The following is a 23,018-nucleotide window of genomic DNA, read 5'->3' as shown; positions in this document are numbered from 1 at the left end:
ATCCCTGTGGGAGCGAGCCTGCTCGCGATGGCTGACTGTCAGGCACCAGGATGTTGAAGCTGACGACGCCTTCGCGAGCAGGCTCGCTCCCACAAGGTCCGCATTTATCTGCAAGACCTGCTAAACCTCAGTGTTCTAGCGTAGGCCTTATTGCGTGGATCGAACGATTGATTGCCCTTCGCAGTCCACACTTTGAACCCCATCTTCTGGAGAGCGTTCCATGTCTGACCGCTATATCGACTTCGCCAACTCGTCCATCGGCCACCGTCTGGTCGGGGCCCTGGGCCTGCCGTCGCCGGTGCGGCTGGAACGCTGGCAGGCCGGGCGCCTGCGGCCGGTGGAAGGTGCGCTGCTGATCGGCGGCGGGCCGCTGGCCGAGCGGGTCAGCGCATTCGCCAATCGCCTGACCGATGCGATCTACCGCTACGGCGACCAGCCGGCGAGCGCCACCCAATGGATTCCCGGCCACGGCCCGAAACTCAAGGCCGTGGTGTTCGACGCCAGCGATCTGCAGCACACCGACCAGCTCAAGCAGCTGCGTGAGTTCTTCCAGCCGCTGATGAAGAACCTCGACAGCAGCGCGCATCTGGTGATTCTCGGCCGCGCCCCGGAATCCCTGCGTGAACCATTTGCCGCCAGCGCACAGCGAGCGCTCGAAGGTTTCTCCCGCTCATTGGCCAAGGAGCTGCGCAGCGGCGGCACGCTGCAACTAATCTACGTTGGCGAAGGTGCCGAGGATCAGCTCGAAGGACCGCTGCGGTTTTTTCTCTCGCCGAAAAGCGCTTTCGTGTCCGGACAAGTGATCCGGCTGACGGCGTGCGCCACTCAGGTCACCGACTGGACCCGCCCATTGGCCGGGCGCAAGGCGCTGGTCACTGGCGCGGCTCGCGGCATCGGCGCCTCCATCGCCGAAACCCTGGCCCGTGACGGCGCCGAGGTGATCCTGCTCGACGTGCCGCCCGCGAAAACCGATCTCGATGCCCTGGCCGCTCGCCTCGGCGGGCGCGCCATCACCCTCGACATCTGCGCCGAAGACGCTGCCACGCAACTGATCGAACAGTTGCCGGACGGCCTCGACATTCTGGTGCACAACGCCGGCATCACCCGCGACAAGACCCTGGCCAACATGACGCCGGAATTCTGGGACGCGGTACTGGCGGTCAACCTCAACGCGCCGCAAGTGCTGACCAAGGCGCTGCTCGACAGCGGCACCCTGCGCGATAACGCCCGGGTGATTCTGCTGGCATCGATCAGCGGCATCGCCGGCAATCGCGGGCAGACCAATTACGCGGCGAGCAAGGCCGGTCTGATCGGGCTGGCCCAGGCCTGGGCGCCGACCCTGCTGGAACGCGGCATCAGCATCAACGCCGTGGCGCCGGGTTTCATCGAGACTCAGATGACTGCGCACATCCCGTTCGGCCTGCGTGAAGCCGGACGGCGCATGAGTTCGCTGGGCCAGGGCGGCCTGCCGCAAGACGTCGCCGAAGCCGTGGCCTGGCTGGCCCAACCGGGCACCGGTGCATTCACCGGACAAGCGCTGCGGGTGTGCGGCCAAAGCGTTCTGGGGGCCTGAACATGACCATCGAATGGCAAACGCTGCACCGAGAACCAAGCTTGCCGGGGCTGTATGCCCGGGCGGCGACCCGGCGCAAAATCACCGGCACCACCCTGCCCGACAACGGTTTGCGCTGCGCAGTCGAGGTGGATGGCAAACGTCTGGCGGCGTATCGCAAGGTCTGCGGTTTCGCCGATGACGGCCTGCTGCCGCCGACCTATCCGCATATCCTGGCGTTCGCCCTGCAGATGCAATTGCTGACCGCCAAAGAATTTCCCTTCCCGCTACTGGGGTTGATTCACCTGAGCAACCGCATCCGGGTATCGCGACCAATGGGCGGAATCAGTCGTGCGCAAGTCAGCGTCCGGGTGCATAACCTGCAACCGCATCCGAAAGGTGCGACCTTCGATCTGCTGACCACCCTCGACGATCAACTCGGGCCGTTGTGGGAAGCCGAAAGCCAGATGCTCTGTCGTGGTGTGAAGCTCGAAGGCGACCCGGTCGAGCAGACCTGGGAGCCGGCACTGCCCCTCGCGCAAGTGGCGCAATGGAAGGCGCCAGTGGACATCGGCCGGCAGTACGCGAAAGTCTCCGGCGACTACAACCCGATCCACCTGAGTGCCGCCAGTGCCAAACTGTTCGGCTTCCCGACAGCCATCGCTCATGGTTTGTGGAACAAGGCCCGTACACTGGCGGCGCTGGCGGATCATCTGCCCAAGGCCAACCTTGAGGTCACCGTACACTTTCGCAAACCGGTGCGTCTGCCGAGCGAGGTGAGCCTGTTCGCCAGCGCTGCCGGCTCCAGCGGTGAGTTGCGCCTGATCGGCGCCGGGGATCTGGAGCACATGGTGGGCAACTGGCAGCCGGTGGCCTGACATCGAGGCCGGGAAAACCTGATCAATTGTGTATATATCACTTAAGTTTTCCCGCGCCGCACACGCTTCAATCGCCGATACCCAGCCTTGATTTTCAAGGCTTTTTTTTGCGCACCTATATCCTCGGTATTAGTCGTTAGGCGGCACTCGCGGCCACCTGCATAAAGGCGTTAATACCAACTTGAGAATGGCGTGGATCCAGCCTTGCGACTGATATGAGCACAACGGACGAAGGCATTGCCGGCAACAGAACCGGCGAGCCGTCGAAGTCAACGAACGTTGTGACAGGTGCAAGGAACAACCATCATGAAAACCCACATGAAAGCCCAGGCGTGGTGCAAATCGGCAACAGCACTGGCCCTCATTCTCTCTCTCGGTCTGGCCGGTTGCAGCAGTGGCGGCGGCGGACATCACAGCAGTTCCGGCAGTTCTTCCCCGAGCGACTCCACCGCTGGTACGGGTGGTACTGGAGGAACCGGCGGCACCGGCGATACCGCAGGCACAGGTGGCACAGGTGGCACGGCTGGCACCGGCGGAACAGGGGGAACGGGCGGCACCACCACGCCGACCAACCCTACAGATCCGACCAATCCAACCAACCCGACAGATCCAACCAACCCGACCAATCCGACCACCCCTGCGCTGGTCACCACCACGCTGGTGCAGGACGTCGGCAATACTGTCAGCGGCGTCGGCAATGGCGTCGGCCAGGTCGGCGACTCACTCAGTGGCGTGCCAGTCGTTGGCGGCGTGGTGCAAAGCGCCGCCAAAACCGCCGGCAATGTAGTGACCACACTGGGTGATGGGGTAGCCAACGGCATCGGCAAACTGGCAACCACCGACAATGGCCTGGGCGTCACCGCTTCGGCGGTCGGCGGCGTGGTGCAGGATGTGGGCAACGGCGTGTCCGACCTCAGCGGCAAACTGGCGACTGCCACGGGCAGCGTTCCGGTGGTCGGCGGTGTGGTGACCAAAGTCGCCCCGCTGCTCAACGGAGTCGGCGAAAAAGTCACCATGCTCGGCGACACCCTCAGCACCGCTACCACCACCGGCCCGCTCGGCTCGGTCACCAAAGAAGTGGGCAGCAAACTGGTGCCGGTAATTGCCATGGTCGAAAGCACCACGGATAAACTCGGCAGTGCGACGGGGCTGGGCGCTCCCGTGAACGGCCTGCTACAGAAAGTCGGCAGCACGGTCGATGGCGTGGGCGACAAGGTCACTGGCGCCGGCAACGGCAATGCGCTGACCAACACCGTCGGCGGGGCCCTGAGTAATGTCGGCACCACTGTCGGCAAGGCCGGCGGACTGGTGAACAACGGCACCCGTTCAGGGACAGGCGTCGGTGGCGGTCTGGGCAACAATGGCTTGTTGCAAACCGTCGGTGGCGCAGTCGTAAACGTCGGCGCCGGGTTGAGCAGCGGCAATGGCACCCTCGCCGCACCGGGTGGTGTGCTGGCTGCGGCGGGTAACACCGTGGCCTCGCTCAACACCGTGCTCGGCGGTTCGGGATCGCCGATCACCAGCCCGACCACTCCCCTGGCAACCCTGGGCAACAACGTAGGTGCCGGACTTGCACCAGTCACCACTGCGGTCACCAGCCTGACCCAGAATGTCGGCGCCGCCACCGGGCTGGGTACTCCGGTCGCCGGCCTCACCGGCCAGGTCGGCGGTGCCGTCGGCAATCTCGGCAACACGATTGCCAGCACCAATGCCAATCCGGTGGTGACCGCCGTCGGCAACACCGTCACCACAGTAGGCAACACGGTCACTGCGGTTGGCGGACTGGTCAACGGTGGCACCGCTGGCGGAACCGGCGGTGGACTGGGAGGCGTACTCGGCGGTCTCACCGGCGCCCTGGGTGGCAACAAACGCTGATTTGCACCTGGCCGATTCGACGGCCTTACCTACAGCGCCTACGCTTGGTTGAGGGCGGAAGATTCCCACGAGTCTTCCGCTTTTTTCTTAGGAGAAACCCGACCCCGTGCTGCGGGTTTGAACATGGAGTGTCCTATGCGCGTCATGGCATCCCTGCTATTGCTCAGTCTGAGTTCCACCGCCCTCGCCGACACCCTGCCCAGTTTTCTCAACAGCAACGAAACCATCCGCAACCTGCCGGTGCCGAACCTGCCGGCTGACGCCTACCGGCCGAACGCCGCGCCGCTGCAAGTGCCGGATCCCGGCGCCACAGCCGCCCAGCCGTTGCTGATGAGTACAAAGATCAACCTCAGGACCGTGCAGATCGAAGGCGGCACGCTCTACCCGCTGAACGAACTGGCCGAAATCTACAAACCCCTGATCGGCCGCGAGAGCAGCCTCGCCGACCTGATCGAAGCCACTCGCAACATCACCCGTCGTTACCAGCAGGACGGCTATCTGCTGTCCTACGCCTTCCTGCCGCAACAGACCTTCGATGACGGTGTGGCGCGCGTCGTGCTGGTGGAAGGCTACGTCCGCGACGTTCAGATCGCCGGCGACGTCGGACGGGTCAAAGCCCTGCTCGAGCGACTGGCCGCCAAGCTCCAGGCCGAACGCCCGCTGACGCGCAAGACGTTCGAGCGCTACACCACGCTGATGACCCGCATTCCCGGCGTGACGATCCAGGCCCAGGTGCCGCCACCCGGCACCACCGACGGTGCAACCACACTGGTGGCCCAGGCCAGTCGCAAACCGTTCACCAGCACCCTGAGCACCACCGAAGACAATCGCAACGGCACCCAGGCCCTGCTGGGCGTCAGCAGCAACTCACAAACATCGATGGGCGAGCAGCTCACTCTCAGCGGACTGTTCCCGCCGGGTGATGATCACGAACATTACTACCGACTGGACTACAACCAGTTCATCAATGATGAAGGTGCGCAACTGAACCTGTCCGCTTCGCGCTACCGCGCCGATCCCGGCACCAACGTGCTGCTGAGCAATGGCCTGCAACTCAAGCCGCACCGCGAGAATGATCGTTACTCGCTCGGTTTCACCCTGCCACTGATTGCCGCCTCGAATGAACTGCTCACCGCCGGATCACGCTTTTATGCCGTCAATGACAAGACCCGTTACAACGTCATCGGCTATCCGCTGAGCGTCGAAGAACGCACCGACATCCGCGCCCTTGCCTTCGAAAGCGACTGGCGCAAGGCCGATGCCCGGCAACTGCGAATCCTCAGCGGCGGCGTATATCAAGGCTTCGACAGCCTGGGTGCGCACACCAACAACAGCGCCACCGATCTGGACTTCTTCCGGGTGCGCGTTTCGGGAGTGCAGAGCGACAAATTCTTCGACAACTGGCAAGGCGTACTGTCGGCCGCGCTGTACTGGAGCGACGACACCTTGCCCGACAGCGAACGCGCCGTGTTCGGCGGCCAGAACTTCGGCCGCGGCTACCCCGACGATCAAGCCTCGGGCGACAAGGGATGGGGCGTGGCTTACGAGATCAATTACAGCTACAACCGCGACGGCAACTGGGTGCGCATCCTGCAACCGTACTTCGTGCTCGACCGCTCGCGCAGCTGGTTCAACGAATTGCCGGTACAGGCCAACAACCTGTCATCGGCGGCGATCGGTCTCAGATTCGGCGACGCCAAGTACTACAACATCGCCCTGGAAGCCGCCAAGGCAATGTCGGACGAAGCACTCGATACATTCAACCGCCGCCCACGCTACAGCATCAGTTTCAGTTATCAGTTATAGCTGCTCCCGACCGGGACGCAGAGCGCGGGAACGATCAAGAAAAAGCAGTCTGCTTTTAGCTGTTCGCTGTTCGCTGTTCGCTCCTCACCACTCAAAACGATGAGCGTTAGCTCGAGCAAAGCTTTTGACGTGCCGGCCCCCTCGGAAGGCTGAGTGGAGGGAGTGATTCGGGGGTGGGAGCGCAGCGACCGTTTGGCGAAGCCAAACACATCGAGAGGAGGTGCAGCGAAGCAAACCGTAGGCGATGCCCCCGGATCAATCCCGGAACGAAGGAACACCGAGCCACAGCGAGGTGCCGAACGCAGGGGCCAAGCCTTTTGGGTTACCTTTTCGGCGTTTGGAAAAGGTGACTCGCCGTAAGGGCGAAACCGCCAGCCGCAACACCCGAAGCAACGGATAAACACCCAAAACCCCAAAAAACCTGATCGGCCCAAAGGCCGCCAAGTCAAAAAACATTCACCTCGGACTCGGGAAAAGATTATCCAGAGTCTCAAGCAACCGAACGTGATAAATCGGCTTGCGAAACAGATCCAGCACCTGCAACCGCAACATGTCACTCACATCCTCCATGTCCGCATGCCCCGACGTCACAATCACCGGCAAATGCTGACGCGAAGTATGCTCGCGCAACCGCTTGATCAACGACATGCCACTCTCCTCCGGCATGCGCAGATCAGTAATCACCAGCGCAATATCCGGATGCCGGGTCAGATGATGCAGAGCCAGCTTCACCGACGTCGCGGTATGACAAACGAAGCCCTCGCCTTCCAGCAACTCCGCCAGCTCCAGCAGTGCGTCTTCCTCGTCATCGACCAGAAGCAACTGTTGCCGGGGAGTTTGGGAGGAAGACATAGGACTTCACCTTGCGATGGACTGAGCGCTGACGTTAGAACCCCTTTGGCGCATTCGCAAGTTGCCATCCATTACTCATCACCCGCCTCAGGTCACTGCGGCCTGGATGGTGTTGAACATCGCAGTAATGGCGTTCGAAATCGGCGTCACGAAGGCTGCCAGCGCCACCGCCACCATCCCGGCAATGATCGCGTATTCGATACCCGATGCCCCTTCAGTGTCTTTGGCCAGACCTTTGTAAAAGGCGATTTCGGACTTGATCTTCTGCACGGCTTTTTTTGCGAAGGACATGACTGATTCTCCTTGAAGACACCGGGTGTTGCGCGCTCGCAACATGATTTCCCTGTGCCAGCATCAGCATTGTCGGCATTACCGGGACCGACAACTGTAAGAACGGATTAACACCAAAGTTGTAAATGCCGGAACAACGACGAAAAACCCGAGTCTGGCGCTTTAGCCCCCTGTTTTCGGCGGTTATTTCAGCCCGCTTAATGGCGTTTTGTTCGGGCTGCGCTACCGTCAAATAGCGAAATAGTTACTGGTTCATAGCTGCCTGATTGCGAATTTATCTCGTTGGAAGTCACGGGTTGTTGCAGAGGACATAGCGCAGCGGGAAAGGGAGAGCCGTCATGAACAGTCGCGTCACTCTGGGTCTGGCCGGCATGTTGCTGCTGGGTGCCATCATCGCCGGTTACTGGGGGCTGACATTGAGTCGTCAGGCCCCGGTCGCCGAACCCGTGGTTGCTGCCCCTGCTACCCCTGTCGACACCCCGGCACCGGTGGAAGATCCGACCCGCCAACCGGTGGTGGTACTGGTGCGCGACATCGCCCCGTTCGTGAAAATCACCGCCTCTGACGTCACCGTGGAAAAACTGCGCACCGCACCCGCCGGCAGCCTCGGCAATATCGATCAAGTGATCGGCCGCACGCCATGGCGTGCCCTGACAGCCGGCACCTGGCTGACCGAGGAAAGCTTCGAAGCCGGCAGCCCTTTGGCGCGGATGATCCGTCCCGGCGAACGCGCGCTCGCTGTCGCAGTGGATGAAGTGATCAATGCCGGGGGCCAACTCGCTCCGGGGGATTACGTCGATGTGCTGTTGTATTTGCGCAAGGACGAAAACAATCCGCAACCCTCCGCCCAACTGGTGGTGCCTGCTGTGCGCGTGCTGGGCGTGGGCAACCAGATGGGCCTGACCAACAGTGGCCAGCCCGCGAGTCCCGCCCACAGTGACGAAGAGAAACTCAAGCAGGAACAATTGCGCGCCGCCGCACGCAGCGTAGTACTCGCGGTGCCAGAACCGTTGCTCAACCGTTTGATGCTGGCCTCCAGCGCCGGGGTCTTGCGACTTGCCGTGCGCAGCGCCGACGAACAGCAACTGGCCCGCTACTGGGCCGGCGACAACAACGTTGCCGCCGGCCTCGACAGCCCTCGACGCGAATTGATCGAGTTCAGTCAACTGTCCCTCGCCCCCCCGCCAAAACCCTTGGCGGTCGCCAGTCAGACCACCTCTCACAAACCGGCCGTGGAAGTGATCCGTGGCACCGAATCCGCCGAACCCAATCCCTGACTCGAGCAAGGACGCACCTTCATGCGCAAATGCTTTACGCCTCTGTTCCACTGGCTGCAGTTCTCGCTGCTGAGCGTCGCCTCGATCGGCAGCGCCGTCGCCGCCACCGGAAACTGCGCCGCACTGGCGCCGTTGCCGGCGGTGCTGGAAGTTGGCGAGGGCCTGCAACAGGCCGTGCAATCGCCGGTGGCGATCACCCGGGTGGCGGTGGGCGATCCAAAGATCGCCGACGTGCGCGTGACCGGCGATCAAGGCGTGTTGCTCACGGGCGTCGGACCGGGCGCCACCACGCTGATGATCTGGACTGCCTGCGCGAGCACACCGCGCCAGAGCATGGTGTTCGTACAGGGCAAGGCCAGTGCGGCGATGACCGCTGCGGCGCTGCCGTCCAGCAGCGAACCGGAACTGCCGTCGCAAGTGCAGACCGACATCCGCTTCGTCGAAGTCAGCCGTACCAAACTCAAGGAGGCCGGCACCTCGATCTACGGCAAGGGCTCCAACAACTTTCTGTTCGGCGCGCCGGGCACCGTGCCGAACACCGGTGTGACGCCGGGTGTCGTACCCTTGGCCAACATCGATCCCCGCATTGCTGCACCGAGCATTCCGCTGGCCAACGACATGTTCAACATCGTCTGGGGCGGTGGCAGCAGCAAGTTCCTTGGCATCGTCAACGCACTGGAAGGCAGCGGATTCGCCTATACCCTGGCGCGTCCAAGCCTGGTGGCCTTGAGCGGGCAGAGTGCGAGTTTCCTGGCCGGCGGCGAAGTGCCGATCCCGGTGCCCAGCGCCAACAGCAACAGTTATTCGATCGAATACAAGGAGTTCGGCATCCGCCTGACCCTGACCCCGACCGTGGTCAGCAACGACCGGATCGCCCTCAAGGTCGCCCCGGAAGTCAGCGAGCTGGATTACAACAACGGCGTGACCATCGGCGGCACCACCGTACCGGCGTTCACCATCCGCCGCACCGACACCAGCATCTCTCTGGCCGATGGCGAGAGCTTCGTCATCAGCGGATTGATCAGCACCCGCAACGCGTCCGAGGTGAATAAATTTCCGGGGCTGGGTGACATCCCGATTCTCGGCGCGTTTTTCCGCAACTCGTCGATCAATCGTGAAGAGCGCGAATTGCTGATGATCGTCACACCGCACCTGGTACAACCGCTGGCGGTCAATGCACCGTTGCCATCGTTGCCCGGTGAAAAGCTGCGCAACTACGACCCTAACTGGTATCGCCTGTACTTCCTGGAAAACGGCAACTTCGATAAACGCAGCGGGTTGTCGCAATGAGCCAGAGCCTGAGCCAGACCTTTCTCGCCATCACCCGCAACACCACCGATCTTGAGTGGCTGCAAGGCGCACTGGCGCCGCTGGGTCAGGTGGTCAGTGCCGGAGGCGGCAGCCTCGACGAGTTGCTGGCGCTGGTGGACGTGACCTTCGCCAACCTGGTATTCGTCGGCCTCGACCGTGAACACCTGGTGGCCCAGAGCGCGCTGATCGAAGGTGTGCTGGAGGCCAAGCCAATGCTGGCGATCGTCGCCCTCGGTGACGGCATGGACAATCAGTTGGTGCTCAATGCGATGCGTGCCGGTGCCCGGGATTTTGTGGCGTACGGATCGCGCTCGAGTGAAGTCGCCGGGCTGGTGCGCCGGCTGAGCAAACGCCTGCCAGCGGTGACGCCGAATGCCCAACTGGGTGGCCTTACCGTTCTCTACGGTGTTCAGAGCAACGCCGACGGCGCACTGCTGGCCAACCATATGGCGCTGGTGGTGCAGAAAAGCGGTCAGCAGACCCTGCTGCTTGATCTCGGCCTGCCACGCGGCGACAGCCTCGCTCTGCTTGGATTGGAGAGTTCGTTTCATTTCGGCGATGCATTACGCCACTTGCGCCGCCTCGACGCGACCCTGATCGACAGCGCGTTCACCAGCGCCGAGGCCGGGTTGCGCATTCTCGCCTACGCCCCCGGCGACGAACCGCTGGAGCGCACCAGCGCGGCCGAGCTGTACATGTTGCTCAGCGCCTTGCGTCAGCATTTCCAGCACATTGTCGTGAACCTCACCGGTCAACCGGACAGCGAAGCGTTGCGCACCTTCGTCAGTCATTGCGACAAACTGCTGTGGTACACCGACCAGAATGTCCTTGATTGCCGGCGCAACCTCGCGGTGCTCAATCTGTGGCGCGAGAAAGGCATGAAACTCGATCACGCCAAGCTGCTGGTGGATCGTTATCTACGCAACGTCGCGCCGGATTCCGACACCCTCGGCAGGACGTTCGGCCTGGAAGTCATCGCCGCACTCGCCTACAGCCCGGAGGTGCGGCTGAACGCCAAGAACCAGGGTGTGACCCTGTTCGAACTGGCGCCACGCGAGGCCCTCAGCCAAAGCCTGCGCACCCTCGGCGAACGTCTGGCCAAACGCTCCGAAGGCCTGGCCAAACCCAAGGTCACCTGGTTCGATCGCTTGCGAGGCAACTCATGAGCAACGAGCAATTGTTCGGCGGACCGCAGCGCCACGCCTCCGGCAATACCGATCATGACGGTCTGAAACTGGTGCTGCATCGCTACATCATCGACGCCATCGAGGAGTCGGGAAAAAACCTGCTGGAAGGTTCGCGGCAGATCCTGTCGCAGTTCGTCATCGACAAAGTCGCCGAATACATCGCTCGCCTGCACCTGGCGATTTCGCGCTATGAAATGGAGCGTCTGGCCGAAGAGATCGTCGATGAGCTGACCGGCTTCGGCCCGCTGGAAGTGTTGCTGCGCGACAATGCCGTGACCGAGATACTGGTCAACGGCCCGCATCGGGTATTCATCGAGCGCGACGGCGTGCTGCACCTGAGCGATCTGCGTTTCATCGACGCACACCACGTCGAACGGGTCATGCAGCGCATTCTCGCCCCGCTTGGCCGGCGTCTCGACGAGTCATCGCCGATGGTCGATGCACGTCTGCCCGACGGCAGCCGGGTCAACGCGATCATCCCGCCGATTGCCCTCGACGGCCCGTGCCTATCGATTCGAAAATTCCGCAAGGACATGCTCAAAAGCACAGACCTGATGGCGATGCAGACCATCGATCAGGCGATTTTCGATTTCCTCGCCGAGGCCGTGGGCAAGCGCTGCAACATTCTCATCAGCGGTGGCACCGGCACCGGCAAGACCACTCTGTTGAACATCCTCAGTCAGTTGATCAACCCCTACGAACGGCTGGTGACCATCGAAGACGTCGCCGAATTGCAACTCGGCCATCCGCATGTCGTGCGCCTGGAAACCCGCCCGCCGAATGCCGAGGGCCACGGCGAAGTGAAGGCCAGTGACCTGATCCGCAACGCCCTGCGGATGCGTCCCGACCGGATCATCCTCGGTGAGATTCGCGGGGTCGAAGTGGTCGACGTACTGACGGCAATGAACACCGGTCATGACGGCTCGATGAGCACCGTTCACGCCAACAATGCACAGGACGCATTGCTGCGCCTGGAAACCCTGGTGGGCCTGACCGGGCGCACCCTTGCCGATCGCACCCTGCGCCAGATGATCTGCGCTGCACTCGACGTGATCATTCAACTGACGCGCATGCCCGACGGCCGCCGCTGCGTCAGCGAAGTGGTGGAAGTGGTCGGTATTCGTGACGACGTCTACGTCACAAATACCCTGTTCCGTCTCGACCGGCGCAGCGGTTTCGGCTTCCTGCGTGAGGCAGTGAATCCGGCCGGTGACAAGCTGCGCCGCGAGCCGGTGCTTTCGCAGTGAGGACCAGAACATGCTCAAACCGCTGTTGTTGATCCTGATCTGCTTCGCGTTGCTGGGCCTGTCGCTGCGACTGTTCTACAACGGCTGGCGGCAGAACGGCACCGAGCGGGTGCTGGACCGGTTGAATCAGGGACAACCGCAACTGCTGGTGGAAAATCACCGCTGGGCAGGGCTGGAGCGGGCTTTTTTACGGGCGGGTCTCGGCCGCCCGGAACGCCTCGAACGGTGGTTGCTGCTGTGGGCCTTCGCCAGCCTGATCGGCCTGGCAATCGGTGGCTGGATCGGCTTTTTTTTGCTGTTGGTACTGCCACCGCTGGCGCTGCGCGTTTATGTCAGTTGGCGCTATCAGCGACGCCTGCGACGGATGATCGAACAACTGCCGCAACTGCTCGATCACACGGTACGCAGCCTGAAGTCCGGACGCACGCTGGCCGACGCGGTACTGGGTGCAATCGACGCCAGCGAAGACCCACTGAAAAACGCCATGGGCCGGGTCCAGCGCAACGTGCAGTTGGGGGTCAGCCTGCCGGAGGCGGTGGGCGATATCGCGGAGCTCTATGAGAAAGACGAACTGCGCCTGTTTGCCGTCGGCCTGAAGGTCAATCACCGCTACGGTGGCAACGCCAGCGAACTGCTGGAAAACCTGATCCGGATGATCCGCGAGCGCGACCAGGCTTCGCGTCAACTGCGGGCCATGACCGGCGAAACCCGCATCACCGCCTGGGTACTCGGGCTGCTGCCAGTCGGGCTCGCCGGGTATTTTCTGCTGTCCAATCCCAAATACCTGATCGCCATGTGGAACGACCATTCCGGCCAGATCATGCTCGCCAGCGCCTTCGGTCTGCAGGTGATCGGCAGCCTGCTGCTCTGGCGGATGTTGCGCAGCCTATGACTACGCCCCTGATGATCAGCGCCCTGTTGATGCTGGGCGCCGCACTGTTGCTGATCTCCGGCCTGCTCGACCGGCGGCGCCGCGCACGACAGATCACGCGCAGGCTGGAAGGTGACCTGCTGCGCGACGATCGTTTCGGCAACCTGTTGCAGGTGCTCGGCGAAAGCGCCATCGGCCAGCGCACCGTCAAACTCGACAACGAGACCCAGACCCTGCTCAATCGCCTCGGCTGGCGCAGCGCCCGCCAGCGCTCGCTGTTCGCCGCCTGCCAGATCGGCGCGCCACTGCTGTTGCTGACCGTGGCGGTGCTGCTGCAAGGGGTGCTGTTCCCGCACATCGAGCGGCACTGGATCGCCCCGCTGTTCGCCCTCGGCATTGGCTACCTGTTGCCCAAACGTCTGCTGGCAATGGCCGCCGACCGTCGACAGAAACAACTGGCCACGGAAATCTCCACCTTCATCCCGCTGCTGCGCATTCTCTTCGATGCAGGCATGGCCGTGGAGCAGGCGTTGCGCGTGCTCAGCCACGAAGGTCAGACGCTGCTGCCGGTGCTGACCCAGGAATTGCGTCTGGTGCTGGCCCGGGTCGATTCCGGTCTTGAGCTGGGTGAAGAACTGAACAAGGCGACACGCCTGCTGGCGGTGGACGAGTTCACCGATACCTGCGTGATCCTTCAGCAACTGCTGCAACAGGGCGGCGGCGCGATGAAATCGCTGCTGGCGCTCAAGCAACTGCTCGATGACCGGCGCCTGACAAGGCTGCAGGAATACATCTCGAAAATGTCCGCCAAAATGTCCGTCGTGATGATGATGTTTCTCTTCCCGGCGCTGTTGATCGTCCTCGCCGGCCCGGGCTTCAGTGCCTTGGCGCGGGCGCTGGGCTCATAAAGGAATCGTCATGAAAACAATGATTGCAAGCCTGATCCTGCTGATGCTCGGCGGCTGCGCCAACACCGGCCAGGCGCCGTGGGACGCCCTGACTCAAAGCGCCAGTTGCGGCAAGCTGAGTCAGGATCAACAGCTGTCGATGAGCCTGGCCGACGACATGGCCAAAGACGGCAAACTGCACGCCAGCCTTGCCAACCTGCAAAGCCTGCCGGACAACCTCGCCGATGTTCGCCTGCGCAAGGCCAAGGTCTATCGCCTGCTCGGACGCAGCGAAGCCGAACCGCTGTATCGCGGCCTGCTGGGCACCTGCCTGGCCGCCGAAGCCGAACACGGGCTCGGCCAGATCGCCGCCGCGCGTGCCGACTACGGCCAGGCCCAGGCCCACCTGCAACGCGCCGCGCGCCTGGCACCGACCGACGAAAAAATCCGTAACGACCTGGGCGTGGTGTACCTCAACCAACTGCGCCTCGAAGACGCGCGTTTTGAATTCCTCACCGCCATGGAGCTCAAGCAAAGCGACTCACTGGCCGCGCTGAACCTGGTGACGCTGCTGCTCTACCAGGACGACTGGACCCGCGCCGCCGAACTGGTCAGCCGCCTGAACCTGAGCCCCGAACAATTCAGTGAAGCCCAGGCCCGCGCGCAAAAACTCAAGACCCCAAGCCCCGTCACCGCAGCCGCCACCGCGATGCTCAAGTAAGGAGCCCCGCCATGAAAACCACCGCGATCTGCTTCTTGATTGCCCTGCCCCTCACCGCCCACGCCATCGACCCCGGCCCCGCCTCGGCGCAACAACAGGAAACCGAAGGCTGGCTGCTCCTGCAAAGCCGCAACAAAGCCGCCTCGAACAAACCGCAGACCAGCACACCGACCGAGCGCGAACTGAGCATGCAGCGCTGGTTGAAGAGTTACACACACGAGATTCCGGAGTTCTTTGATCAGAAGCAGGGAGGAACCGTGGACAGTGGGTCGGGAGGTTAATCGGGGCGCAGGCACACACTTCTAAACGTGTTTGTTCCTACAGATGGCGTGATTCTGGAGGATGTTTCCGACACCTCGCGTCGGTTGTCCCTCGGAAACGGGGTGGATAGGCTTTGGGGGTCGCTGCAAATTCAGCGAACGGGCTTGGTCGTCCGGGTTTAGAATGGCGCACTTTTCAGCATGCTTAATGGCGAACTGTGCGTGGGAGGGCTCCGGCCCTGCCGGGTTTCCATTCCCTGGTCGACCAACCCGCGTACGGTTCGCCACCCGACTGCTTGGTCGCAGAACGCGGCGAACTCCATATTCCGAATGGAGCTTCACCATGAAAAAACCAACACCGAATCCACCCGAAACCGACAACACCTCGCCCTACGAATCCGCCGATTCAAAGAAACTCCACGACGCCGCCGAGCGCGCCCTGGATCACTACCTGAACCCCCTCCCCAAAAAATGCCCCGGCCGCAAACCGAGCGAAATGTTCCAGATCTCACCGGACATGGACGACGAAAGCCTGCTGGCCCACGCCTGCGAATCCCTGGCCTCGGCCAGCGTCATGGCCAGTGACGTGGCAGCCTATGTCGACTCACCGCAACGACACCGGATTCTGGGCATACAACAAGTCATCATGCTCGCCGAACTGGCGGTGAACCGCGTGCTGGATAACGTCGAAGTACAGCGTTGCCCAACACACAGCTAAGCCGTTCTGACAAAACCGACCTGCCAGCGTCAAAATGCATTCGCTGGCAGATCGATTGGTACGCAGAGCGTCCCGGGCTGCATTCCCACGCAGAGCGTGGGAACGATCAATCCCCACAAGATCTGGTCGGCTGTCAGGCCGCCATCGCCAGCAGGCTGGCTCCCACAGGAAAGCAGTCCGCTGTTCGCTGTTCGCTCCTCACCACTCAAAACGATGAGCGTTAGCTCGAGCAAAGCTTTTGACGTACCGGCCCCGTCGGAAGGCTGAGTGGAGGGATTGATCCGGGGGTGGGAGCGCAGCGACCGTTTGGCGAAGCCAAACACATCGAGAGGAGGTGCAGCGAAGCAAACCGTAGGCGATGCCCCCGGATCAATCCCGGAGCGAAGGAACACCGAGCCACAGCGAGGTGCCGAACGCAGGGGCCAAGCCTTTTGGGTTACCTTTTCGGCGTTTGGAAAAGGTGACTCGCCGTAAGGGCGAAACCGCCAGCCGCAACACCCGAAGCAACGGATAAACACCCAAAACCCCAAAAGCCTGGCCGGCCCAAAGGCCGCCAAGGTCAATGCGCCGTAACCCCCCGCCGAACAGCAGAAGAACTCCCCGGAGCCAGAGCCAACGCAAGCTGCGTCCGATTATGCATATGCGTCAACCGCAAAACCTGCGACACATACAACTTCACCGTGTTCTCGGTAATCCCCAACTCACAGGCAATCTGATAATTGGTCTGCCCTTTGCCCACCAGCCTGGCCACATCCAGCTGCCGAGGCGACAACTGCTCGAAAATCGCCGGCATCTGCGCACAGTCCCCCTCAGTCACCGACTCGGCCGCAGGTGCAGGCCCGCGCCGAACCTTGTCCAGATCCTGATACAAATCGTCGATCGATGAAGAAAGATCCTGCAGCTTCTGATTCAGGTGCCCCAATTGCAGCGTCTTCTGCCGCTCCTGCAGCACCACTTCCTGACGCTGCAGACCGTCCAGCAACTCATCCAGATCCACCGGCTTCTGGTAGTAATCGGCAATCCCGGCGCGCAACGCCTTGATCACATCCTGCTTGTCGGCACGGCCGGTGAGCATGATCGCTTCGAATGCCCGGCTCTTGCCGGACAACCGTTGCAGCGCCTGCACCAGCTCGATGCCGTCCATGTCCGGCATGTGCAGGTCGCACAACACCAGGCCAATCGCCGGATCTTCACTGAACCGCGCGATCGCCTCCTGGCTGGATCCACAGGGGACGCAGCGATACCCGCTGCTTTCGAGAAATTCACACAGTTCTTCAACGATCAGTGCCTGATCATCGACCACCAGAACCTTTACCGCCGACGTAAGCTTGTTCACGTGCAACTCCATGCCCGGGCCAAAGCTGACCATTCCTGTACCGCCAGCCTGTAGCTGTATAACCGCTCAATTGAAAGTAGACGCACTTTCCGACTATGTACATAGCAGTAGTGGCACTCGGCGACTAATGGATCCAATAAAAAGTCAGGATTATTCCAACCAGCACGAACGGCGCAAATGGCAGCTTTTTTGACATTTCAGGAGCAAAAAATCGAAGACGTTCTCTAACCCCTTGACTTGCATGCAGCCAGACTTTTGGCACCAGCAGCATCCACATTGCACTCGTGAGCCCGGCGCCGATAAACGCACCGAGCACGTGTTGACCGTCTGTCGCAAGGGCCAGGGCTGTCATTAATTTCACATCGCCGCCGCCCATTCGCCCCAGTGCATAACCAGGCAATGTGAACGCAAGTGCCAGCAACACCGCCCAGCCGCCCTGCATCGCGTCAGCGCCCGACCAGGTTGTGCCGGTGGTCAGCAAATACACCAGCGCCAACGCACCGACACCGAGGGTCAAGCGATTGCCGATGTGTCGTTCGCGGGCATCCTGCGCTGCGCAGAGCGTCAGCCAGATCAGTAGGACAAAGCTGTGCATCCGGTAAAAATCGTCCGTTTTGGCTGAATGATTCTATGCTGATATTAAGTAGTGACTGTCAGGGTAGACGCGCTCATGAAAACCGGCCTCCCCCACAAACAAAAAGGCGCCGCCGCTATTGAGTTCGCGTTGGTCTTCGTCATTTTCTTCGCGGTGTTCTACGGGATTGTGAGCTACAGCCTGCCAATGTTGTTGATGCAAGCCTTCACCCAATCCACTTCCGAAGCCGTACGGCGCAGCGTTGCGCTGGATCCGGCGACCGCCAACTACGCGACCGCGGTTCAAGGCGTCGCCCGCGCTGAACTGGCCCGACGCCTGGCGTGGCTGCCGCCGGCGCTGAACTTCAACGCGGCCACCGACGCTACAGTCACTTATGTCGGCGGCCTGCTGACCGTGCGCATCAATTACCCGACCAGCAAACTCAATCAGGCATTGCCGTTTCTGGTGCTTCCCGGCATCGGTGCGGTACCCAATCTTCCGGCCAACCTGACCGCTAGTTCGAGCCTGCAATTTTGAGTGCCGGCGACAAGCTGTTCGACCGCCTGCTCAACCGCCAACCGCCCTCACCTTCAGCGGTCGTAGACAACCCCGTGGTGCCCGGCGTCGGCTTGCAGCTGCATCTGGACCGCGAAGGTCAGGTTATCCATCTGAGCGGTCCGTTGCGCCATGCGCTGGCGCAACAACTGCACCCCACACGTACGTCGCATCTGCTCGATTACTTGCTGCCCCACAGTGCTCTGTCGGTCGAAGGCACGCCCGCTGACTGGCAGGGCCAAGTGCTGGATCTGGATTTTTTCAGCCTCGCCGGTCCGTCGCTGCACCTGCGGGGCTGGGTCCAGCCCCAGGACGAAGGATGGATTCTGCAACTGCTGGACATTGCTGACCTGTTGGTCGAACGGCACCAGGCGCGCACTCGTGAACAATGCCAGTTACTCGCCGCGCAGGTTCGCGATCAATTGCGTCTGTGCAGCCTGATGCGGCTGCCACGCGTGCTGAGCGAACAGTTGCAGTGCCTGAGCCAGCGTTTTCATGTGCCTTGCCTGGCAGTCGCGCTGCTGGATGACGCGACCCAGGGCTGGCAGATTCATCAGCATTACAGCGCCCCCGACGCCCCGCAGTTGTGGGACACCGCGCAGCGCCTGGGCACCGGCCTCGACAGCCTCAACGGCGCAGCACCGCAACGCGTGCTGCCCGTCGAACATCCACGCCTGAGCAGTGTGTTCGGTCCCGCCGAAGGGTTTGCCGTGCCCTATCGCGATGCCCAAGGTGTGGCGGCATGGTTGCTCTTCGGCTGCTTCAGCGTGCAGCCACACACCGCCGACTTGAACGATCACGACTGGCTGCAACTGGCCGCCGCCGTGGCCGCGCCGTTGCTGGAACGCCTGCGCGAACACCGCCACCACTTGCAACTGGAACGCCTGGAGATCCTGCAAAGCCTGCTCGGCACCGGTTGGTGGGAGGTGTTCAGCGACAGCGACGAAGTGCTGCTGGCCGATGCGCTGGCCATCAGCCTCGGGTTGAGCGCCGGGCGCCTGCCGATCCAGGACTGGTTCGCCCGGGTGCACCCGGCCGACCGCGAAGAACTGCGCAGCCGCCTGCAAGCGTTGCAGGATGAAGGTCAGCCGCTGGAACTCTGCGTGCGCCTGCAACCCGACGATCAGGCGCCACCGCAGTGGTTCCGTTTGCAGGGCCAGTCGCTGGGCATCGGTGCCGAGCGGCGTCTCGTGGGCTTCATGCTCGACATCAGCGACATCAAGAACCAGCAACAACAGGCCGCCGCCGCCCATGCGCGACTGGATAACCTGATCGCCAGCGCGCCAGCGGTGATCTACGTGCAGCGTTATGTCGAAGGCGCGTTGCAGCCGACGTTTTTCAGCGCCAGCCTGCAACCGCTGCTGGGCTGGGGCCTCGCCGATTGCGCCGACGGCGCGCTGGTGAATCATGTGCATCCCGAGGATCGCGCGGCCTATTTCGAACGCACCCGACAGTTGCTGCGCGAAGGTTCGGTGAGCACGCGCTACCGGATGCTCGACACTCAGGGCAACGTCCACTGGCTGCTCGATGAAGCCAAACTGTTGCGCGACGACCTCGGCCTGCCGGTGGAAGCTGTCGGACTGTGGCTGGATGTCACCGATGCAACCCTGGCCGCCGAGCGGATCAAGACCAGCGAAGAACGCTACCGCATCCTCGTCGAAGACTCGCCGGCGATGATCTGCCGCTATCGCCCGGACCTGACCCTGACCTTCGGCAACCGGCCACTGGCGATGTATCTGGAGTGCGCCCCGGAGCAACTGCCGGGGGTGAATCTGGGCAGCTGGATGTCCGACGAACAACGTGAGGCCTTTGTCCAGCGCCTGGCGCAACTGACCCCGGACGCGCCGGTGAGCAGCGCCGAAATCAACCTGCGCCTGCCGGGCCGTGAGCATGCGTGGTGGATCTGGTCGGATCGCGGGGTATTCGATGAACAGGGTCGCCTGCTTGAGGTACAAGCGGTGGGCCGCGACAACACCGAGGTCCGGCGTTCGCAGCAGCAACTGACCCAGAGCGCAAAAATGGCCACCCTCGGCGAGATGGCCACGGGGCTTGCCCACGAGATCAATCAGCCGCTGAACGTGATGCGCATGGCCATCGTCAACGTGCTCAAACGCCTGGGCAACGGCGATGTGCAAATCGATTACCTGACCGACAAACTCAACCGCATCGACGCTCAGGTCCAGCGGGCGGCTCGGGTGGTCGATCACATGCGGGTGTTCGGCAGGCGCTCGGAAATTGAACAGCACCCGTTCAACCCACTAGACGCCATCGAAGGCACTCTGTCGCTGCTGTCCGAAGGCCTGCGCGGCAAAGGGGTCGAGTTACGGATCGGCGAGGCGAACTTTCAGGTGCAGGTGCGCGGGTACGTCGATCAACTGGAACAAGTGATGATCAACCTGATGGTCAACGCCCGGGATGCGCTACTGAGCAAGCGCGAATCCAATCGCGACTTCCAGCCGTGGATCGGCGTACGTGCCGAACACGACGAACACGTGGTTCGGCTGTGGGTCGAGGACAACGGCGGCGGCATCGACCCGCGCTTGCTGGAGCGGATTTTCGAGCCTTTCTTCACCACCAAGCCGGTGGGCGTCGGCACCGGCCTGGGCTTGTCGGTGAGCTACGGCATCGTCGAGAACATGGGTGGACGCCTGAGCGTGCGCAACGGCGACGACGGCGCACGGTTCTGCATCGAATTGCCGATCGCCCTCGACGATCAGATCACCAGCGTCGCCCGCCCCGACTGACAACTCAGATTGGCGCCGACATCAACCTGGTTGAGGTTGATCCCCAGGGCCATCAACAGGGTGTTGATCAGCGTGTCGAGCAACGGGCTGAGCACCGTGTTGATAGTGGTGACCAGCAAGGTCTTCACGGAGCTCAGAATCGCCCCCAATCCACTGACCAGACTGCCCGTCGGGCCATACATGTTGAGGTTGATGTTGTTCAGGGTGTCGCTCAGGCTGTTGACCACGTTGCTGGTGGTATAGCTGTAATAGAACGGCGGCTGGTTGATCTCCGGCAGGCTGGAGGCCGGCGGCGCGGAATAGACGTGGGGGATGTTGGCGTTCTGGCCGACGGTGGTATCGGCCGAGATGTCGAGCCCGCCGCCGACGGATGGGATGCGCGGATCGCAACTGACCGGCAACACGAGGAAGCGTCGGCAGGTCTTCACGCCGATATCGATCACCTTCAACGGTTGCACCACTACGGCCGGCGGCGTGACGTTATTGCCGAACACCGCTGCCGGATCCATGTGGCCGATTTTCAGGTTGGCTACAGACGTGGTGGTGTTGGTGGTCAGGGTCTTGTTGGTCGGCGTCAGGCAACTGAACGCGGTGACGTAGCTGTTGGCCGCCGCCACATCCAGCGCCACGTCGAGACGAATCGGCCCGGGCAACACTTCGATCGACGGCGTCTGGCAGGGCGCACCGAGTGCGCACGTCAGCGAATCGATCACGCCCACCAGGTTCAGGCTGAGCAAGGCATTCAACGTATTGGTCAACGGGCCGGCGAGATCGGCCACACCGTTGACCAGCGACAGGATCGTATCCAGCAACGGCAGATTGACCGACAACAGGGTTCGCACCTGCGCGGTCTTCACATAAATCCGGTTCGGCCCCAAGGGGTTGGCGGCCGCCAGCCGAGGGTTGCCGATGGCCGACAATTGCGGCGGCTCCAGCACCTGCACCCGAGCGGTGATTTGCGCCACGCCGAGGTAGATCGACTGGTTGGCCACCAGGCCGTTTTGCTTGTTGGCCAGTTGCACGAACCCTTGAATCAGGTCGAATACCCGAAGATCCACCGCCAGCGCCGTGGCCTGCGTGCCGGCCTGAACGTTAAGAAGATTACCCAGCACCACTTGCGTCGCGCCGGCTGCCGCCTTGATCGCCTGCAAGCCGAGGATGGTCGCCGTGGCGCTCAAGGTGCCGTTGGGGTCGAGGACGTTGATCGCAGTCTGGACCAACTGGCTGACGGCGATGGTATTGCCCAGCACCTGCTCGTAGCCGCCGGCACTGAGACCGATATCAACCTTCAACCGGTCCAGATAGCCGAGCAGATTGATGTTGGTATTGACCAGCCCATTCCAGCTCACGGCGCTGAGGTTGAGGTTGCCGCCGAGCAATCCGCCGAACAGCGCATTAAGAGCAGCGGACCGGGCCGTGTCGACATTCAGCGCGGTGCTGCGGATGGTCAGTGATGCCAACGGTGGTGTCAGCGCCGCCACCGCCGTGGCGCTGAGGTTGATGGTCGCATTGCGCCCCGCGCCGCCGAACAACCCCCCGATGGCACCGGCAAAGCTCTGAGGCACGGTATCGCTGACGACAACGCGGATCGCATCCGTACTGGCGGCGTTGACGGCAAATACCCGCAGATTGCTGGCGTCCAGGTTCAACGTGCCGCAGGCGACGGCCAGGGTGCGACCGGCACTGGGAATCGGGAAATTGTTACGCACGACGCTGGCCAGCGCATAAGCGTTGGCCGTGGCCCCGGCGCCGCAATTGCCGCCACGGGTCGCGGCTTCGAGGGCGGCGACGTCAGCGATCTGTTGCAGATGACGGCGTTCGAGGTACAGACGGCCGCTGTCGACCACGATCAGAATGAACACCAGCGCCATACCCAGCGTCAGCGCCGCCATCAGGCCGATAGCCCCGCGTTGTCGGGCAGGATCGATGAACGGCGAATGGCGGGACATGGCGCACTCCTTTGCCGGCGCACGGCCGGGCGCAACCTCCATGGATGGTTATGAGTGTAGACACGCGCAGGCAACACTGCTGGCAAGGCGCCAGTTTCACCCGCTCATAAAAAACGGGAGCCATTGG

General features: G+C 62.2%; 20 protein-coding genes. 15 read left to right on the top strand and 5 right to left on the bottom strand.

The window, feature by feature from the left end; all coding sequences use genetic code 11:
* Positions 1-220 precede the first annotated feature (220 nt).
* The 4 genes from N8H71_RS09885 (at position 221) to N8H71_RS09870 (ending at position 6,111) form a co-directional block, all read left to right on the top strand.
* Positions 221-1,573, top strand: a complete 1,353-nt coding sequence (locus N8H71_RS09885; RefSeq protein ID WP_262193844.1) for a 3-oxoacyl-ACP reductase — start codon at positions 221-223, stop codon at positions 1,571-1,573.
* A 2-nt stretch (positions 1,574-1,575) separates the two neighbouring features.
* Complete coding sequence (locus N8H71_RS09880; RefSeq protein WP_262193842.1) at positions 1,576-2,430, top strand: MaoC family dehydratase; 855 nt, start codon at positions 1,576-1,578, stop codon at positions 2,428-2,430.
* A 318-nt stretch (positions 2,431-2,748) separates the two neighbouring features.
* The gene (locus N8H71_RS09875; protein WP_262193871.1) at positions 2,749-4,305 is read left to right on the top strand and encodes a collagen-like triple helix repeat-containing protein; all 1,557 of its coding nucleotides are present in this window, start codon (positions 2,749-2,751) and stop codon (positions 4,303-4,305) included.
* A gap of 135 nt (positions 4,306-4,440) precedes the next feature.
* The gene (locus tag N8H71_RS09870; RefSeq protein ID WP_262193841.1) at positions 4,441-6,111 is read left to right on the top strand and encodes a ShlB/FhaC/HecB family hemolysin secretion/activation protein; all 1,671 of its coding nucleotides are present in this window, start codon (positions 4,441-4,443) and stop codon (positions 6,109-6,111) included.
* A 456-nt stretch (positions 6,112-6,567) separates the two neighbouring features.
* On the opposite strand, the gene N8H71_RS09865 is transcribed toward N8H71_RS09870, so the two are convergent.
* Positions 6,568-6,963, bottom strand: a complete 396-nt coding sequence (locus tag N8H71_RS09865; RefSeq protein WP_262193840.1) for a response regulator — start codon at positions 6,961-6,963, stop codon at positions 6,568-6,570.
* A gap of 87 nt (positions 6,964-7,050) precedes the next feature.
* On the bottom strand, positions 7,051-7,254 hold the full coding sequence (locus N8H71_RS09860) for a Flp family type IVb pilin (protein ID WP_262193839.1): 204 nt from the start codon (positions 7,252-7,254) through the stop codon (positions 7,051-7,053).
* 338 nt (positions 7,255-7,592) lie between these two features.
* Here N8H71_RS09860 and cpaB point away from each other — a divergent pair, with 338 nt between their 5' ends.
* The 9 genes from cpaB to N8H71_RS09815 all read left to right on the top strand — a co-directional run bounded on the left by cpaB (position 7,593) and on the right by N8H71_RS09815 (position 15,733).
* Complete coding sequence (gene cpaB / locus N8H71_RS09855) at positions 7,593-8,531, top strand: Flp pilus assembly protein CpaB (RefSeq protein ID WP_262193838.1); 939 nt, start codon at positions 7,593-7,595, stop codon at positions 8,529-8,531.
* 21 nt (positions 8,532-8,552) lie between these two features.
* On the top strand, positions 8,553-9,821 hold the full coding sequence (locus N8H71_RS09850) for a type II and III secretion system protein family protein (protein ID WP_262193836.1): 1,269 nt from the start codon (positions 8,553-8,555) through the stop codon (positions 9,819-9,821).
* Positions 9,818-11,008 (top strand): pilus assembly protein, encoded by a 1,191-nt coding sequence (locus N8H71_RS09845; protein ID WP_262193835.1) that lies wholly within the window; start codon positions 9,818-9,820, stop codon positions 11,006-11,008. The genes N8H71_RS09850 and N8H71_RS09845 overlap by 4 nt, the downstream gene beginning before the upstream one ends.
* Positions 11,005-12,276 carry a CpaF family protein gene (locus tag N8H71_RS09840; protein WP_262193834.1) on the top strand — a complete coding sequence of 424 codons (1,272 nt, stop codon included), beginning with the start codon at positions 11,005-11,007 and terminating at the stop codon, positions 12,274-12,276. Before N8H71_RS09845 ends, N8H71_RS09840 begins: the two co-directional genes overlap by 4 nt.
* A gap of 10 nt (positions 12,277-12,286) precedes the next feature.
* Complete coding sequence (locus N8H71_RS09835; protein WP_262193833.1) at positions 12,287-13,168, top strand: type II secretion system F family protein; 882 nt, start codon at positions 12,287-12,289, stop codon at positions 13,166-13,168.
* Positions 13,165-14,055, top strand: coding sequence for a type II secretion system F family protein (locus tag N8H71_RS09830; RefSeq protein WP_262193832.1), 891 nt, complete (start codon positions 13,165-13,167; stop codon positions 14,053-14,055). Before N8H71_RS09835 ends, N8H71_RS09830 begins: the two co-directional genes overlap by 4 nt.
* A 10-nt stretch (positions 14,056-14,065) precedes the next feature.
* Positions 14,066-14,755 (top strand): tetratricopeptide repeat protein, encoded by a 690-nt coding sequence (locus tag N8H71_RS09825; protein WP_262193831.1) that lies wholly within the window; start codon positions 14,066-14,068, stop codon positions 14,753-14,755.
* Between the two features lie 11 nt (positions 14,756-14,766).
* Positions 14,767-15,036, top strand: coding sequence for a DUF3613 domain-containing protein (locus N8H71_RS09820; protein WP_262193830.1), 270 nt, complete (start codon positions 14,767-14,769; stop codon positions 15,034-15,036).
* Between the two features lie 322 nt (positions 15,037-15,358).
* Positions 15,359-15,733 carry a DUF6124 family protein gene (locus tag N8H71_RS09815; protein ID WP_262193829.1) on the top strand — a complete coding sequence of 125 codons (375 nt, stop codon included), beginning with the start codon at positions 15,359-15,361 and terminating at the stop codon, positions 15,731-15,733.
* Between the two features lie 559 nt (positions 15,734-16,292).
* On the opposite strand, the gene N8H71_RS09810 is transcribed toward N8H71_RS09815, so the two are convergent.
* A complete protein-coding gene (locus tag N8H71_RS09810) occupies positions 16,293-17,069 on the bottom strand; it encodes a response regulator transcription factor (protein ID WP_347710519.1) in 777 nt (258 codons plus the stop codon).
* A 124-nt stretch (positions 17,070-17,193) separates the two neighbouring features.
* On the bottom strand, positions 17,194-17,664 hold the full coding sequence (locus N8H71_RS09805; RefSeq protein ID WP_262193827.1) for an A24 family peptidase: 471 nt from the start codon (positions 17,662-17,664) through the stop codon (positions 17,194-17,196).
* Between the two features lie 75 nt (positions 17,665-17,739).
* Between N8H71_RS09805 and N8H71_RS09800 the strand changes: the two genes are divergently transcribed.
* Entirely contained in the window at positions 17,740-18,180 is a 441-nt protein-coding gene (locus tag N8H71_RS09800) for a TadE/TadG family type IV pilus assembly protein (RefSeq protein WP_262193826.1), read from the top strand.
* On the top strand, positions 18,177-20,942 hold the full coding sequence (locus N8H71_RS09795) for a PAS domain-containing sensor histidine kinase (protein ID WP_262193825.1): 2,766 nt from the start codon (positions 18,177-18,179) through the stop codon (positions 20,940-20,942). Before N8H71_RS09800 ends, N8H71_RS09795 begins: the two co-directional genes overlap by 4 nt.
* Here N8H71_RS09795 and N8H71_RS09790 read toward each other — a convergent pair.
* Entirely contained in the window at positions 20,912-22,891 is a 1,980-nt protein-coding gene (locus N8H71_RS09790; RefSeq protein ID WP_262193824.1) for a pilus assembly protein TadG-related protein, read from the bottom strand. The two genes, N8H71_RS09795 and N8H71_RS09790, sit on opposite strands and share 31 nt — an antisense overlap.
* Positions 22,892-23,018: the final 127 nt, after the last annotated feature.

This window comes from Pseudomonas koreensis (genome assembly GCF_025447595.1).
In the GTDB taxonomy this organism is placed as follows: Bacteria; Pseudomonadota; Gammaproteobacteria; order Pseudomonadales; family Pseudomonadaceae; genus Aquipseudomonas; species Aquipseudomonas koreensis_H.
The sequence above is the reverse complement of the archived record's forward strand: the minus strand, read 5'-3'. Positions and strand labels throughout refer to the sequence as shown.

Coding starts and splice junctions, on each gene's coding strand:
- N8H71_RS09885 (WP_262193844.1), top strand. CDS start 221: ATGTCTGACCGCTATATCGACTTCGCCAACTCGTCCATCGGCCACCGT.
- N8H71_RS09880 (WP_262193842.1), top strand. CDS start 1,576: ATGACCATCGAATGGCAAACGCTGCACCGAGAACCAAGCTTGCCGGGG.
- N8H71_RS09875 (WP_262193871.1), top strand. CDS start 2,749: ATGAAAGCCCAGGCGTGGTGCAAATCGGCAACAGCACTGGCCCTCATT.
- N8H71_RS09870 (WP_262193841.1), top strand. CDS start 4,441: ATGCGCGTCATGGCATCCCTGCTATTGCTCAGTCTGAGTTCCACCGCC.
- N8H71_RS09865 (WP_262193840.1), bottom strand. CDS start 6,963: ATGTCTTCCTCCCAAACTCCCCGGCAACAGTTGCTTCTGGTCGATGAC.
- N8H71_RS09860 (WP_262193839.1), bottom strand. CDS start 7,254: ATGTCCTTCGCAAAAAAAGCCGTGCAGAAGATCAAGTCCGAAATCGCC.
- cpaB (WP_262193838.1), top strand. CDS start 7,593: ATGAACAGTCGCGTCACTCTGGGTCTGGCCGGCATGTTGCTGCTGGGT.
- N8H71_RS09850 (WP_262193836.1), top strand. CDS start 8,553: ATGCGCAAATGCTTTACGCCTCTGTTCCACTGGCTGCAGTTCTCGCTG.
- N8H71_RS09845 (WP_262193835.1), top strand. CDS start 9,818: ATGAGCCAGAGCCTGAGCCAGACCTTTCTCGCCATCACCCGCAACACC.
- N8H71_RS09840 (WP_262193834.1), top strand. CDS start 11,005: ATGAGCAACGAGCAATTGTTCGGCGGACCGCAGCGCCACGCCTCCGGC.
- N8H71_RS09835 (WP_262193833.1), top strand. CDS start 12,287: ATGCTCAAACCGCTGTTGTTGATCCTGATCTGCTTCGCGTTGCTGGGC.
- N8H71_RS09830 (WP_262193832.1), top strand. CDS start 13,165: ATGACTACGCCCCTGATGATCAGCGCCCTGTTGATGCTGGGCGCCGCA.
- N8H71_RS09825 (WP_262193831.1), top strand. CDS start 14,066: ATGAAAACAATGATTGCAAGCCTGATCCTGCTGATGCTCGGCGGCTGC.
- N8H71_RS09820 (WP_262193830.1), top strand. CDS start 14,767: ATGAAAACCACCGCGATCTGCTTCTTGATTGCCCTGCCCCTCACCGCC.
- N8H71_RS09815 (WP_262193829.1), top strand. CDS start 15,359: ATGAAAAAACCAACACCGAATCCACCCGAAACCGACAACACCTCGCCC.
- N8H71_RS09805 (WP_262193827.1), bottom strand. CDS start 17,664: ATGCACAGCTTTGTCCTACTGATCTGGCTGACGCTCTGCGCAGCGCAG.
- N8H71_RS09800 (WP_262193826.1), top strand. CDS start 17,740: ATGAAAACCGGCCTCCCCCACAAACAAAAAGGCGCCGCCGCTATTGAG.
- N8H71_RS09790 (WP_262193824.1), bottom strand. CDS start 22,891: ATGTCCCGCCATTCGCCGTTCATCGATCCTGCCCGACAACGCGGGGCT.